This is a genomic window from Gottfriedia sp. NPDC058432 (genome assembly GCF_042721555.1).
Taxonomy (GTDB): domain Bacteria; phylum Bacillota; class Bacilli; order Bacillales; family Bacillaceae_G; genus Gottfriedia.
Genome location: NZ_JBHXLC010000001.1, coordinates 317,651 through 330,656 on the forward strand (window position 1 = coordinate 317,651; position 13,006 = coordinate 330,656).

Annotated in this window: 12 protein-coding genes and 1 riboswitch; of the genes, 10 read left to right on the forward strand and 2 right to left on the reverse strand. The window is 31.8% G+C overall.

Features of this window, described 5'->3' with window-relative positions; translation table 11 throughout:
• The first annotated feature begins 54 nt into the window (after window positions 1-54).
• The 5 genes from ACFWM3_RS01650 to ACFWM3_RS01670 all read left to right on the forward strand — a co-directional run bounded on the left by ACFWM3_RS01650 (window position 55) and on the right by ACFWM3_RS01670 (window position 6,186).
• Entirely contained in the window at window positions 55-762 is a 708-nt protein-coding gene (locus tag ACFWM3_RS01650; RefSeq protein WP_390309853.1) for a hypothetical protein, read from the forward strand.
• A 202-nt stretch (window positions 763-964) separates the two neighbouring features.
• A complete protein-coding gene (locus ACFWM3_RS01655) occupies window positions 965-1,438 on the forward strand; it encodes an acyl-CoA thioesterase (RefSeq protein ID WP_056472426.1) in 474 nt (157 codons plus the stop codon).
• Between the two features lie 404 nt (window positions 1,439-1,842).
• The gene (gene thrS / locus ACFWM3_RS01660; RefSeq protein ID WP_056472431.1) at window positions 1,843-3,759 is read left to right on the forward strand and encodes a threonine--tRNA ligase; all 1,917 of its coding nucleotides are present in this window, start codon (window positions 1,843-1,845) and stop codon (window positions 3,757-3,759) included.
• A gap of 223 nt (window positions 3,760-3,982) precedes the next feature.
• The gene (locus tag ACFWM3_RS01665; protein WP_390309854.1) at window positions 3,983-5,662 is read left to right on the forward strand and encodes a DUF2339 domain-containing protein; all 1,680 of its coding nucleotides are present in this window, start codon (window positions 3,983-3,985) and stop codon (window positions 5,660-5,662) included.
• Between the two features lie 17 nt (window positions 5,663-5,679).
• Entirely contained in the window at window positions 5,680-6,186 is a 507-nt protein-coding gene (locus ACFWM3_RS01670; protein ID WP_390309855.1) for a GNAT family N-acetyltransferase, read from the forward strand.
• An 849-nt stretch (window positions 6,187-7,035) separates the two neighbouring features.
• On the opposite strand, the gene hmpA is transcribed toward ACFWM3_RS01670, so the two are convergent.
• On the reverse strand, window positions 7,036-8,280 hold the full coding sequence (hmpA, locus tag ACFWM3_RS01675; RefSeq protein WP_390309857.1) for an NO-inducible flavohemoprotein: 1,245 nt from the start codon (window positions 8,278-8,280) through the stop codon (window positions 7,036-7,038).
• Between the two features lie 186 nt (window positions 8,281-8,466).
• Here hmpA and ACFWM3_RS01680 point away from each other — a divergent pair, with 186 nt between their 5' ends.
• Window positions 8,467-8,910: an RrF2 family transcriptional regulator gene (locus ACFWM3_RS01680; protein WP_056472442.1), complete on the forward strand. Its 444-nt coding sequence runs from the start codon at window positions 8,467-8,469 to the stop codon at window positions 8,908-8,910.
• Window positions 8,911-8,992: 82 nt separating this feature from the next.
• Here ACFWM3_RS01680 and racE read toward each other — a convergent pair whose 3' ends face one another.
• Window positions 8,993-9,784, reverse strand: a complete 792-nt coding sequence (gene racE / locus ACFWM3_RS01685; RefSeq protein ID WP_390309859.1) for a glutamate racemase — start codon at window positions 9,782-9,784, stop codon at window positions 8,993-8,995.
• Between the two features lie 230 nt (window positions 9,785-10,014).
• Window positions 10,015-10,124: riboswitch (TPP riboswitch) on the forward strand.
• Between the two features lie 88 nt (window positions 10,125-10,212).
• Between racE and ACFWM3_RS01690 the strand changes: the two genes are divergently transcribed.
• The 4 genes from ACFWM3_RS01690 to ACFWM3_RS01705 are packed head-to-tail and all read left to right on the forward strand — an operon-like array spanning window position 10,213 to window position 13,003.
• Entirely contained in the window at window positions 10,213-11,205 is a 993-nt protein-coding gene (locus ACFWM3_RS01690) for an ABC transporter substrate-binding protein (protein WP_390309860.1), read from the forward strand.
• Window positions 11,206-11,217: 12 nt separating this feature from the next.
• Window positions 11,218-11,508, forward strand: coding sequence for a thiamine-binding protein (locus ACFWM3_RS01695; RefSeq protein WP_056472450.1), 291 nt, complete (start codon window positions 11,218-11,220; stop codon window positions 11,506-11,508).
• Entirely contained in the window at window positions 11,508-12,275 is a 768-nt protein-coding gene (locus ACFWM3_RS01700) for an ABC transporter permease (protein WP_056472454.1), read from the forward strand. Before ACFWM3_RS01695 ends, ACFWM3_RS01700 begins: the two co-directional genes overlap by 1 nt.
• Window positions 12,272-13,003, forward strand: coding sequence for an ABC transporter ATP-binding protein (locus tag ACFWM3_RS01705; protein WP_390309863.1), 732 nt, complete (start codon window positions 12,272-12,274; stop codon window positions 13,001-13,003). The genes ACFWM3_RS01700 and ACFWM3_RS01705 overlap by 4 nt, the downstream gene beginning before the upstream one ends.
• The last annotated feature ends 3 nt before the right edge of the window (window positions 13,004-13,006 follow it).

Here is a 13,006-nt window from a genome sequence, read left to right on the forward strand (position 1 = left end):
AGCAAAGTGAAGTGTCTTACCCCACTCACTGCTTTCGAACGGAGGTTGATTGGAATGCAACAGTCTGAAGTGACATTTGAAACGAAATGCTATGAAAAAGATTGGGAAATTCTCTTAAAGACAGATCGTTTAGAAAAAATGATTGAATATAATCAATTTCAATTTAAAGAAAAAATTTTATATATTAATAACGTACAAGATGTAAGGGAAGTCAGTCGTCATGCAGACAATCTTATCGCAAGAAATGTTTTATCCTCATATGTAATAGTTGATGATTTTTCAAAAGAAGCCCTTAATTATTTTGATGTTACTAAGGAGAGTTTCAAAGGCGGTTATTACTATTCTATCTCGGAGCTTGTTAGTATTTATCTTTGCAACACAGAGTATTTACTTCATTTTTCAAGCGATTCTATTTTAGAAAAGCCTTTTAATTGGATTGATTTATCACTATTAAAACTTCAAGTAGATGAAAGAATCAAAGTAGCAAATCCAGTATGGAATGGAAATATTTTTGAGGCAAAACAAGAATCAATAGATGAAGATGAAAATTTTTATATTGGTTATGGATTTTCAGATCAATGTTACTTAATCAGGACAAATGATTTTAAAAATAAAATATATAATGAAAAAAATCCTATATCAGAAAGGTACCCAATTTATGGGGGAGAGCTTTTTGAAAAACGTGTTGATGCTTGGATGCGAAACAATCATTTCAAAAGAATCACATTCAAACATGGAAATTATATTCATCAAAATTATTGAATCTACTAGGTTAGGGTAAAGAAAGGGAGAGCAGAAGATAGAAAAGGCTAGTAGAGAAGATATTAGACATTTCTCTAAATGGTACCTTTTACTATTTTATAATCCATTATTTTTCCTTCATCCTGCCTCCTTGAAAACTGAATGAATACTCATTCTTTAATGGAATTAATGATATAATAAAGAAAGTAAGGGGGCAAATTCGATGGGGAAAATGAATTATGTATCTAATTTACAGGAATGGCAATCTGAGTTTTCATTTAAGATTACAATTAAAGTTCGATTTAGTGAAACCGATATGTTTGGACATATGAATAATACAGTTCCATTCGTTTATTTTGAAGAGGCACGTATTGAGTATTTAAAATATTTAGGACTTATGCAAGAATGGACGGCAAATCATAGTGAATTTATTCCAGTTGTCGCTGATTTACAATGTGATTACCTAAGACAAGTATTTTTTAATGAAATACTTGATGTGTACGTAAAAATTGCTAAAGTAGGAAATTCATCGATTGATTTACACTATATGGGAATTAATCCTCAAAATGAAATTTGCTTTACTGGACGAAATTCATTAGTAAATATAAATCGTCATACAGGACGAAGTGAACAATGGAAAAGTGAATGGAAAGAAAAATTATTAAATGAAACAATGAATACAGTAGTTAATGTTTAAAACAAGTAAAATTGTCACATACTGATTGAAGATTGAATAGAATGATCAAACAATTAAATTTATCTTAAGAGTACTTGAAGAATTCAATGACATTCTATATAATACTTTTATACGAATAAGGAAAAGCAAAGATCAAGGACACGAGCGTTCAAGACGATAGTAAGAGAGGAATTCATTTGGTGCGAGAATTCTCTATACGTTGAATGACTTACCACCTTGTAGCTATAGTGGGGAACGTAATTTATTTACAAGTAACTACTATCGGTGTAGACCGTTAAAACGTTGAGATTTTGTATACTTATTTATGTGTACATTAAATTAGGGTGGAACCACGAGCACATTCGTCCCTACGAGTGTGCTCTTTTTTTATTGTCAAAATTAATATGAAAAAGGAGTGAACTTAAATGATTTCAATTAAATTACCAGATGGATCAATTCGCGAGGTGGAACAAAATACAACAGTTGAAGATTTCGCGGGTTCAATCTCCATTAGCTTAAAGAAAAAAGCGCTTGGTGGAAAAATTAATGGAAAGTTAGTGGATTTAAATACACCTATTACTGAAGATTGCGAAGTTCAAATAATTACTCAAGACGATCAAGACGGCTTAGAAATGATGCGTCATAGTTCAGCACATATTTTAGCTCAAGCGGTAAAACGTCTATATAAAGGCGAAAAAGCTGCATTTGGAGTTGGACCAGTAACTGCAGACGGATTCTATTATGATATTGATCTTCCAGTTTCAATTAAAGTAGAAGACCTACCGAAAATTGAAAAAGAAATGGAAAAAATTATTAAAGAAAACTTACCGATTACTCGTTCAGAGGTTAGTCGTGAAGAGGCAATTAAATTCTTCACTGAATTAGAAGATGAGTTTAAACTAGAATTAATTCGTGATTTACCAGAAGATGCAGTTATTTCAATGTATACTCAAGGTGAATTCGTAGACCTTTGCCGTGGACCACATGTTCCTACAACTGGCCGTGTAAAAGCGATTAAATTATTATCTGTTGCTGGTGCATATTGGAGAGGCGATGCGAATAATAAAATGCTTCAACGTGTTTATGGTACTGCTTTCCCAAGTAAGAAGGAATTAGAAGAGCATTTATACTTATTAGAAGAAGCTAAAAAACGTGATCACCGTAAATTAGGTAAAGAGCTTGAGTTATTCATGTTCTCTGAAGAAGCACCTGGTATGCCATTCTTCTTACCAAAAGGTACTATTATCCGTAATGAATTAGAACATTATGAGCGTGGATTACAAACTTCAAAAGATTATAAAGAAGTTCGTACACCATTCATTATGAATCAAAGATTATGGGAGCAATCAGGTCACTGGCATCACTACCATGAAAACATGTACTTTACTGAAGTTGATGAAACAAAATTCGCATTAAAACCGATGAACTGCCCAGGTCATATGTTAGTTTATAAAAATAAATTACATTCATATCGTGATCTACCGGTTCGTATGTGTGAAAATGGTCAAGTTCACCGTCATGAATACTCTGGTGCCTTAAATGGTATGATGCGTGTTCGTACTTTTACTCAAGATGATGCACATATCTTCTGTCGTCCGGACCAAATTGAAGGCGAAATTATTGAAGTAATTAACTTAATTAAAGAAATTTACGGCGTATTCGGATTCACTTACAAAGTAGAATTATCAACTCGTCCAGAAGATTCAATGGGTTCAGAAGAGTTATGGAACTCAGCAGAACAGGCGTTAGAAAATGTTCTAAAATCTGAGAACTTAGACTTTAAATTAAACCCAGGCGATGGCGCATTCTATGGTCCAAAAATCGATTTCCATATTCAAGATGCATTAAAACGTAGTTGGCAATGTGCTACAATTCAATTAGATTTCCAAATGCCTGAGAAATTTGATTTAACTTATGTTAATGAAGATAACCAAAAAGAACGTCCAGTTGTTATCCATCGTGCAATTTATGGTTCAATTGACCGTTTCTTAGGAATCTTAACTGAACATTTTGCTGGAGCATTCCCATTATGGTTAGCACCAGTTCAAGTTGCAGTATTACCAATTTCAAGTGTTCACAATGAATATGCACAAAAACTTGCTGATCAATTAAAAGCTGCAGGAATCCGTGTTGAAGCTGATTTACGTGGCGAAAAAATTGGATATAAAATCCGTGAAGCACAACTTCAAAAATTACCTTATATGTTAGTAGTTGGTGATCAAGAGGTTGAAAATAAAACTGTAGCTATTCGTAAACGTGGCGAAGGTGATATCGGTACTCAACCATTCGAGAGCTTCTTAGAAATGGTCAAACAACAAAAATTAGAAAAAGTTCTATTTTAATTTTAAAAATCCTCTATTTTTATAATAGAGGATTTTTTTATTTGACCGATATAATTAAAAACGATTGTTTTTATTTTCTGGGAAATATGACGAAATTTGCAAAAACATACTTCAAAAAAAAATTTAGTAGGATAATACTCAATAATATCGAACTTATATGAAGGATGTCTTTTTTGTTATTTAGTCTTATTAAAATACATAGTTATGTTAAGAGGTGATGCAGTTGGATAATCAGAATCAAGATCTTCAAAAAAAGGTAGAAAAGCTTGAAGAAGAAGTTAGAGCAATGAAGAAACAAATTGAATTTCTCTTAATTACGAAGGAAACTTCAAACGAGACTAAACAAATAAGCCGAACTAAAGTAAATAATCCTAAACCACAAATAACAGTTAGTAGACAGGTTAAAGTAACAGTCGAAAATGAAAAGGTTGACTATGAAGCACTTATTTTCCAAAAGTGGTTACCTAGATTTTTTATATTTATTTTCATACTTGGAGTAATGTGGGGATTTAAAGCGGCATCAGATTATGGGGTATTAAACAAGTATGCAAAAGTAGGAATTGGATTTATTATCGCCATTGCTTTATTCTGGTACGGAAATCGTCAAATGAAAGCTAAGAGATCAGCACTTGGCCAATCATTAATTGGTGGCGTGTTGCCAGTATTATTTTTAACTACGTTTGCTATGCATCATTTATATCTCATGGTTGGATCAACGATTGCATTTGTCCTTTTAATTATTTGGGTATGTATTGGTTTTTATTCTATGAATAGATACAAGTCAGAAGTAATTGGATTAATAAGTATAATAGGAGCCGTTTTTGTACCATTCCTAGTTAAAAGTGATTCGCCAAACTATTTATTTTTCTCTATCTATGAAACAGTGATTTATTTATGCTTTATGTTTTATGCAACATTTAAGAAATACAAATTCATCTATCTTTCGTCTGCAATATTATTGCATTTATCTTATTTAATAGTTGCTTTAGTTAATTTTAATACGAATGGAATTGAATATTTCGCACTAAGTATTCTCGTTCAGCATATTAGTTTGCTAGCTAAATTGATTAAATCTAAGTTTGCTATTAAAAAGCAAGTATTAATTCTTCACACTAGTTTTATTTTAACAATCGGTTGGATCTTTAGTGCATTTGAAGATCTGAATAGAACAATGATTTTAATCTTTTTATGTGTAGGATACTTATTCCTGACTTTTTATTATAAAAAGAAATCGGATTTTTTCTTTGGATTTTCGACTAATTTTATATTGGCCATTTCATTCCTATGTTTGGATAGTGTTTCAGAAAACTTACTATGTACAGTATTAATAATTCAAGCAGTATCATCTTATTTATTTTATTTAAAATTTCGAGATCTGCCGAAATTAATTATAGCTGCTCTTACATTTATTCCTGTAGGGATATCGATTTTATCAGTTGGAATAGATTCATTTTGGTCTTTTGAAACATTGAATTGGTTGGTGCTAATTGTAGCGCTAGTTACGATTGGAATTTTGGCTTATAAAAATGGAGATGAAAAGCAATTTATCTTATTAAGCAGTTCTTTATTAATAACGGTTATATTGATTGCTTTTATAACACAAATTGTTCAAATAATTGCGGTAGATCAGTCTGACAATATGATTCGATTATTAATTAATATAAGTTGGATCTTGCTTTCGATTTTAGCTATGATACTTGGTAACATTAAGAAGTTTAAAGTTTGGACATATACTGGGATAGGTTTATTATTACTGACACTCGGAAAACTTGTATTAATAGATTTACCAAATATTACATTAATGGTTAGAGCTGGTTTATTTATACTGCTTGGCTTGATTGGTTTAGTAATTTCTAGAATATTTTTTAAGGGAAGTAGTAGTCAAAAAATCGAAAAAATTTAGTATACAGGAGTCAGTTAATGCTAATCACTGAAACTAAAAACTTATTATTAATGACTTTTACAGCAGATGCCATGGTTTCTGTTTTAAGTGGAAATAAAGAGTTAGAATTTGAAAATCAATTTTATACATTCGCTAATGGATGGCCAATTCTTGTATATAAAAATCTTTTCCCTTATAAAATCTCTCGTTTTCAAACTCATCCAACTGAGGAAAAATATGAAGGAATAATTATTCATAAAAAAGATCGAGTAATTATTGGGGACATGGGATTTAAAGGTGGTCCTGATGAAACTGGAATTATGGAAATAAGTTATAGTATCGCACCTAGATATCAAGGTAAAGGATATGCAACTGAAATGGGTAGGGCTTTTTGTGAGTGGGGAATGAAGCAAAAGCATGTTACAAGAATAACTGCAATTTGTTCCATTTATAATCACGCCTCTATTAGAGTTTTAGAGAAAATTGGAATGATAAAAGTAAAAGAAGAAATTGAAAAATATTATTGGATGTTAGATAAAAAATAAATTAGTGATTTTCACTTATTAGAATGATTAATTTTTCTAGAAGAAGGTGGGCTTATTCTTACAACAAGAAATACATCTATCATCTTTATGGTCATAACTAAACGTGAATTTGGTCGATTCGTTTTGTACGATCTTATGATAAGCAGCTTAGTATATGGCTCTCTAAAAAAATACTACTCAAGTGACCTAATCGCAATTTTTGGTAGCTTTACAATACCGACAGTTTTAAAAAGAGTGGCTGTATTATTAGAACGGAAATAAAAAGAAGCACTAAATTGAGCATTCTTTCTCAGCTTGTTGAAATATAAAAAGGCTTATAGGGAAAAAATATTAATTAGAACATTATTGATGTTAAAATTCATTTTTTGGATGATCTATCTATTAATGGTTTTAAATTTTAATATGGTTGAGCAATTTTATGATTCAAATAACACTAGTAATGGTTTTTGAAGTTAAAAATATTATGAGCTAATTTTTAGAAGAACAATTTCAATTGATTAGTTTATTAAATAATGTTCGATATTAATTGACCTACAAACTGATTAATAAACAACTGATAGGATACTCTAAGTAAATGCTATTTGAATAGGTTTTAATGGAGACTTTTTTTGATGAATAAGTTGATTGGAACGGAGGGTTGCTCGACTCCTATGGGAAATGCGGGAAGGCTGAGACCCCACAGGAACGAACGTGACGAGGAGGCTCAGGTCTCGCCCCATGGAAAGCGAGCATCCTGTAGTGGAAATCAACATCATTCTACTTCTTTTACGAAAATTTGGTAATTTAAGTAACAAAGTTGTTTTTCAACAGCGTAAAAAAAGGATGCTCATTGAGCATCCTTTCTAAATATTAACCTTGTTGTACTGGACTTTTAGGTTCTGTGTCTAAACTCATTGCTGGTCCGAAGAATTCATAATGAATTTGTGTATCTTTAATACCTAATTCTTTTAAACTAGTAATAATTGCTTTTAAAAACGGTACTGGTCCACATACGTAATAATCTGCATTGTCTGATTTAATATTGTTATTTAACCATTCGGCATCAATATAGCCTTGCTTTTTAAAGTTATTGTTTTGAAGATCTTCCTCAGAAGGATTCTCATAAACAAATGATAAATTGTAATTTGTTAATTGCTCTTTTAATTGGTTTAATTCATTTTCAAATGCTTGTAATTTACCGTTTCTTGAAGCACTAATGAAGTTAACTCGACGTTGTGGTTGATTACTTGCAATTGACTTAGCCATACTGATCAATGGTGTAATTCCAACACCACCACTTAAGAAAACAACATCTGAATCAATTTCAGTATTTAAAGTAAATTCACCTGCTGGGGCAGTAATTTCTAACGTATCACCAACATTTACTTGATTGTGTAGATAGTTTGAGAATTTACCTAGAGGTTGGTTTTCTTCAGCTTCTCTTTTTACTGAAATTCTAAAGTGATTTTTACCTGGTGCCTCAGATAAACTATATTGTCTGTTAGATAGATATTCTTCACCAGGAATTTGTGAACGAACAGTAATATATTGACCTGGTAAGAAAGTAGGCACTGAAGAATCATCTTTAGGAACTAAGTAGAATGATGTTATTACATCGCTTTCTTCAACTTTTTCGATGACTTTAAATTCTTTAAATTCAGACCATCCGCCTTCTTGAGATGAAGCTGCTTCATACATTTCTTTTTCGATATCGATAAATACTTGAGCAATAATTCCATATGCTTCAGCCCAAGCACCTAGTATTTCATCAGTTGCAGCATCACCAAGTACTTCTTTAATTGCCCCTAGTAGATGTTGCCCTACGATTGGATAGTGTTCTGCTTTAACTTGAAGACTGCGGTGCTTTTGCGCAATTTGTTTTACAACCGGAATAATTGTTGCTAGTTTATCAATGTTTTGTGCTGCAGCTAAAACAGTATTTGCAAGAGCCGTTTGTTGTCTACCTTTTTGTTGATTTGTATGATTGAATACATTTAATAATTCAGGATGATTAGTAAATAAATTTTTATAGAATACTTTAGTGATCTCTGTACCCTTTACTTCTAAGACCGGAACTGTTGACTTAATAATATCAATTGTTTTTTGAGATAGCATGAAAAATCCCCCTAATCACGTTTCAAAGTAGTATTGTAAATACATCTTTATCTTAGACCTAGAAATTATTTAAAGCAATATGTAAAATACTTCTTTTGTGATTTTTTTCGCAAAAATACATAAAAGTTTAAAAAATGTTCACAATTATGCTATGATTAAATTTAAATAAAACAGTGAGGACAAGTTATGCGTTTAACAACTTATTCGGATTACTCTCTTCGTGTACTAATATTTCTAAGCTCTGAGCCACGTGAAAAATTAGTTAATATTAAAGACATCGCTGAAGCTTATGGTATTTCTAAAAACCATTTAATGAAAATAATTTATAATTTAGGAAAGATGGGCTATATCGAAACGATACGTGGTAGAAACGGTGGAATCCGTTTAGCTAAATTGCCTACAGAAATAAATATTGGTGAAATAATTCGTAAAACTGAAGAAGACTTTAATATTGTAGAATGTTTTGAGCACGGCAATACTTGTGTAATCACACCAGTTTGCTCTTTAAAACATATATTTAATAAAGCGTTGGATCAATTTTTACAAGTTTTAGATCAATATACATTGGATGATATTGTAAAGAACAATGCCATGCTAAAAGATTATTTTTCCATTAATACAAAGGAATAATATAACATTGAAGAGCGCACGCAATTAAAAAACACAAAAACCAACAAAGGATTACTTTGTTGGTTTTTTCATTTAGAATGGTCTATAGTTTTATATATTTTACGTTTTCCATCGGTTCTTGGAATAAAGATGACGCTATTTTACTAAAAATGGTTGGATCCCCAGTTGTAAAAAATTCATGTGAAGTGATTTCGGAGGTAGATAAGATATTTTGTTGATCTAGTATTGCACTTACCTCTAAAGCTGTTTCATCGCCAGAGCTAATAAGTTGGATCGATGGTCCCATCACTTTTTGAATGATTGGACCGAGTAATGGGTAATGAGTACACCCTAGTATTAGAGTATCAATATTTGAATCAATAAGCGGTGCAAGAGTGTGCTTAACAATATCAAATATTTCAGGTTTATTGTAGTCTCCATTTTCAACAATCCCAGCAAACTCTGGACATGCCAAACCTTCGATTAAAACTTTGTCGTTAATCCGCTTTAATGCAGAATGATATGCTTTACTATTAATAGTAGCATTCGTTCCGATGACACCGATTTGGTCATTTTGTGTTAATTTTATTGCTGCTCTGGCACCTGGGCGAACAACACCAATGACCGGGATATGAAGTTTTTCCCGCATTTCATTTAAGACGACTGAAGTTGCAGTATTACAGGCGATGACTAACATTTTTATATCTTTTTCCAGTAGAAAATTAGTCATTTCCCAAGTGAATTCCCTAATTTCCGTATATGGTCGTGATCCGTATGGACATCTTGCTGTATCGCCTAAGTATAAAATGTCCTCTTTAGGTAATTGTCTTATAATTTGTTTGGCAACTGTTAAGCCCCCAACACCTGAGTCAATGACTCCGATTGGTTTATTCAAAAAATCCCCTCATTTTACTTAAATATTGTTGATGTAGTATATTCTTTATTCATATAAGATTTTACTATAAGAAATGATATTTTTGTTTATCATTCTCTTTTTAAAAATGTTATAATTTCATAGTTTTATTACGCCTATTAACTGAGTATTAAAACAATTAAACGCAAGTTAAAAATAATTCGTAAATTCAACCATTATCTGTTATATTAATGAGGAAAAGTTTATATATGAGAAAAATGTGGAGGAGCCGGTGTTGCTGGCTGAGATAGCGTCCTTAAGATGTTGACTCTTAGAACCTGATCTGGGTGATGCCAGCGTAGGGAACAGTATCTCTTTTAAGATATGTTTTTTACAGCGCATTCACGTCCGGGTTAATATCCGGGCGTTTTCTTTTTGTATAAACAAAGAACAAAAAGGAGATATAGATAATGAAAAAATTAGTAGTATTTTTAGTGGCTATTTGTTTAATGTTAACTGGATGTGGTCAAAACAAAACTACCACTACTAAAAAGACAAAGCAATTAAAAAAGGTGACTGTCGTACTAGACTGGACCCCGAATACAAATCATACTGGGTTATTTGTTGCTAAGGATAAAGGTTACTTTAAGGAACAAGGACTTGATGTAGATATAATCAACCCGGGAGAAACAGGAGCAGACCAATTGGTGGCATCTGGTAAAGCAGATTTTGGGGTTTCTTATCAAGAGTCAATTACACAAGCAAGAGTTCAAAATGTACCGATTGTTTCAATTGCAGCAATTATTCAACATAATACTTCTGGGTTTGCATCACCAGTGAAAAAAGAAATTAAATCTCCAAAAGATTTCGTTGGAAAAACTTATGGTGGATGGGGTTCACCGGTTGAAAAGGCTATTTTAAAATCACTTATGTCAGAAGAAAATGCGAATGTTAATAAGTTAAATATCGTTAATATGGGCGATGCAGATTTCTTTACTGCAGTAAAAAGAGATATCGATTTTGCGTGGATTTATCAAGGATGGACAGGAATTGAAGCTGAGCTTCGTGGAGAAAAATTAAACATGATTTATTTAACAGATTATAGTAAAAAGCTAGATTACTATACTCCAGTTTTAGCTACGAATGAAAAAATGATTAGTAAAAATCCTAAAATTGTAAAAGCGTTTGTTGCTGCAGCGTCAAAAGGATATAATTTTGCGATTGATAACCCAAAAGAAGCTGCATCAATTTTAATAAAGGATAATCCGGATTTAGATAAAAAATTAGTTGAAAAAAGCCAAGAATGGTTAGCATCTAAATATAAAGATGATGCAAATCGTTGGGGTGAGCAAAAATTATCAGTTTGGAAAAACTATGCAGATTTCTTAGCTGAAAATAAATTATTAGAAGGAAACTTTAAGCCAAAAGAAGCATTTACGAATGATTTCTTACCAGCGAAATAAGGAGGAGTTAATATGCAAACTACTTTAATGAGTGTCCAAATTATACCGAAAACAAATAATATTGAGGATGTTATTCCAGCAGTTGATGAAGCGATTAAAATTATTGATGAATCAGGTGTAAAATATCAAGTTCAGCCTTTAGAAACAACTATGGAAGGTGACTTGAATCAATTGTTAAATGTTGTTCAAAAAATGAATGAAAGAATGATTGAAATAGGTTGCCATAATGTTATAACTCAAATGAAAATACTTTACCAACCACAAGGTATCACTATGGATGTATTAACGGAGAAGTACCGTTAATGAAATCTAAAAATATAAAAGGATGGCAACCAATCGTTGTCATCCTGCTTTTTTTAATCTGTTGGCAGCTAAGTATTAAAATTTGGAAAATCGAATCTTGGTTATTGCCAGGGCCGATCTCAATCTTTAAAGAAGGAATGAAATCATCTGATTCACTACTTCCTCACATTTCTTCTACAATTCAATTAACGATTATTGGTCTGTTAATTGGTAGTTTATTAGGATTTTTAATAGCATTTCTATTGCATTTAATACCTGGTGTTAGGGAAGCTTTTTACCCGTTATTAATTCTTTCGCAAAATGTACCAATTATCGTTTTGGCACCGCTTTTAATTATTTGGTTTGGATTTGGTGTATTACCTAAATTAATTATAATTTCTCTTGTTTGTTTTTTCCCTGTTACAGTTTCAGCGTTGGATGGTTTCAGACAAACACCAAGTGAACTAATAAATTATATGAAAATGGCAGGAGCATCTAAATCACAAATTTTTTGGAAAGTTGAGTTACCTTTTTCTCTACCTTCCATTTTTTCCGGCTTAAAGATTTCAGCAACTTATAGTGTTATGGGAGCAGTCATATCTGAATGGCTAGGAGCGAAATCTGGAATTGGTGTATATATGACTTTAGCTTCATCTTCATTTAGAACAGATCGAGTATTTGTTTCAATTTTTATCATTATGTTTTTAAGTATGCTTTTCTTCTTCCTAATAGTCGTAATTGAACGTTTTACTGTTAAATGGAAAGTTAAAGGGGAGAAACGGAAATGACATTACAAGTAGAACAATTATCAAAGAGTTATAGCGGGCATCAAGTGTTAGATAATATTTCGCTTTATGTAAACGAGGGTGAATTTGTATCAATTTTGGGTCCATCTGGTAGTGGGAAAAGTACGTTGTTTCATCTTATAGGTGGTTTACTAAAACCTGATTCTGGAGAAGTAAGGTTAAATGGGTCGATAATAAATGGAGAACTTGGTCATATTAGTTTTATGCCTCAGGATCATTCATTACTACCTTGGAGAACAGTATTAAAAAATATTGTTTTGTCACAGGAATTAAAACATAAACCTGATGAAAAATTGGCAAGAGACTGGCTTAAAAAAACTGGTTTAGAAAACTATGAGAATGCATACCCTCATGAATTATCTGGTGGAATGAAACAACGAGTTTCATTTTTAAGGTCATTACTAGCACCGCAGTTGTTTATGTGTATGGATGAGCCTTTTTCAGCTTTAGATGAGTTCACAAGACTTGAAATGCAACAATGGCTTTTATCAATTTGGGAAGAGCAACGACGATCAATATTATTGGTTACACATAATATTGATGAAGCGTTGTTAATGTCTGATCGAATCTATATATTTTCTGACAAACCTGCCAAAATCAAAGAAGAAATCATTGTGCCATTTCCAAGACCACGCAAAAAAGAATTATTATTAAGTGACGAATTTATGGAATATAAAAGAAAAATCTATTTGGCTTTAGAGAAGGAGTAGTAC

Bases quoted from the DNA above. Each gene is read 5' to 3' on its own strand.
- ACFWM3_RS01680 (WP_056472442.1), top strand. From the start codon at position 8,467: ATGCGTTTAACAACTTATTCGGATTACTCTCTTCGTGTACTAATATTT.
- thrS (WP_056472431.1), top strand. From the start codon at position 1,843: ATGATTTCAATTAAATTACCAGATGGATCAATTCGCGAGGTGGAACAA.
- hmpA (WP_390309857.1), bottom strand. From the start codon at position 8,280: ATGCTATCTCAAAAAACAATTGATATTATTAAGTCAACAGTTCCGGTC.
- ACFWM3_RS01670 (WP_390309855.1), top strand. From the start codon at position 5,680: ATGCTAATCACTGAAACTAAAAACTTATTATTAATGACTTTTACAGCA.
- ACFWM3_RS01650 (WP_390309853.1), top strand. From the start codon at position 55: ATGCAACAGTCTGAAGTGACATTTGAAACGAAATGCTATGAAAAAGAT.
- ACFWM3_RS01690 (WP_390309860.1), top strand. From the start codon at position 10,213: ATGAAAAAATTAGTAGTATTTTTAGTGGCTATTTGTTTAATGTTAACT.
- ACFWM3_RS01700 (WP_056472454.1), top strand. From the start codon at position 11,508: ATGAAATCTAAAAATATAAAAGGATGGCAACCAATCGTTGTCATCCTG.
- ACFWM3_RS01695 (WP_056472450.1), top strand. From the start codon at position 11,218: ATGCAAACTACTTTAATGAGTGTCCAAATTATACCGAAAACAAATAAT.
- ACFWM3_RS01705 (WP_390309863.1), top strand. From the start codon at position 12,272: ATGACATTACAAGTAGAACAATTATCAAAGAGTTATAGCGGGCATCAA.
- ACFWM3_RS01655 (WP_056472426.1), top strand. From the start codon at position 965: ATGGGGAAAATGAATTATGTATCTAATTTACAGGAATGGCAATCTGAG.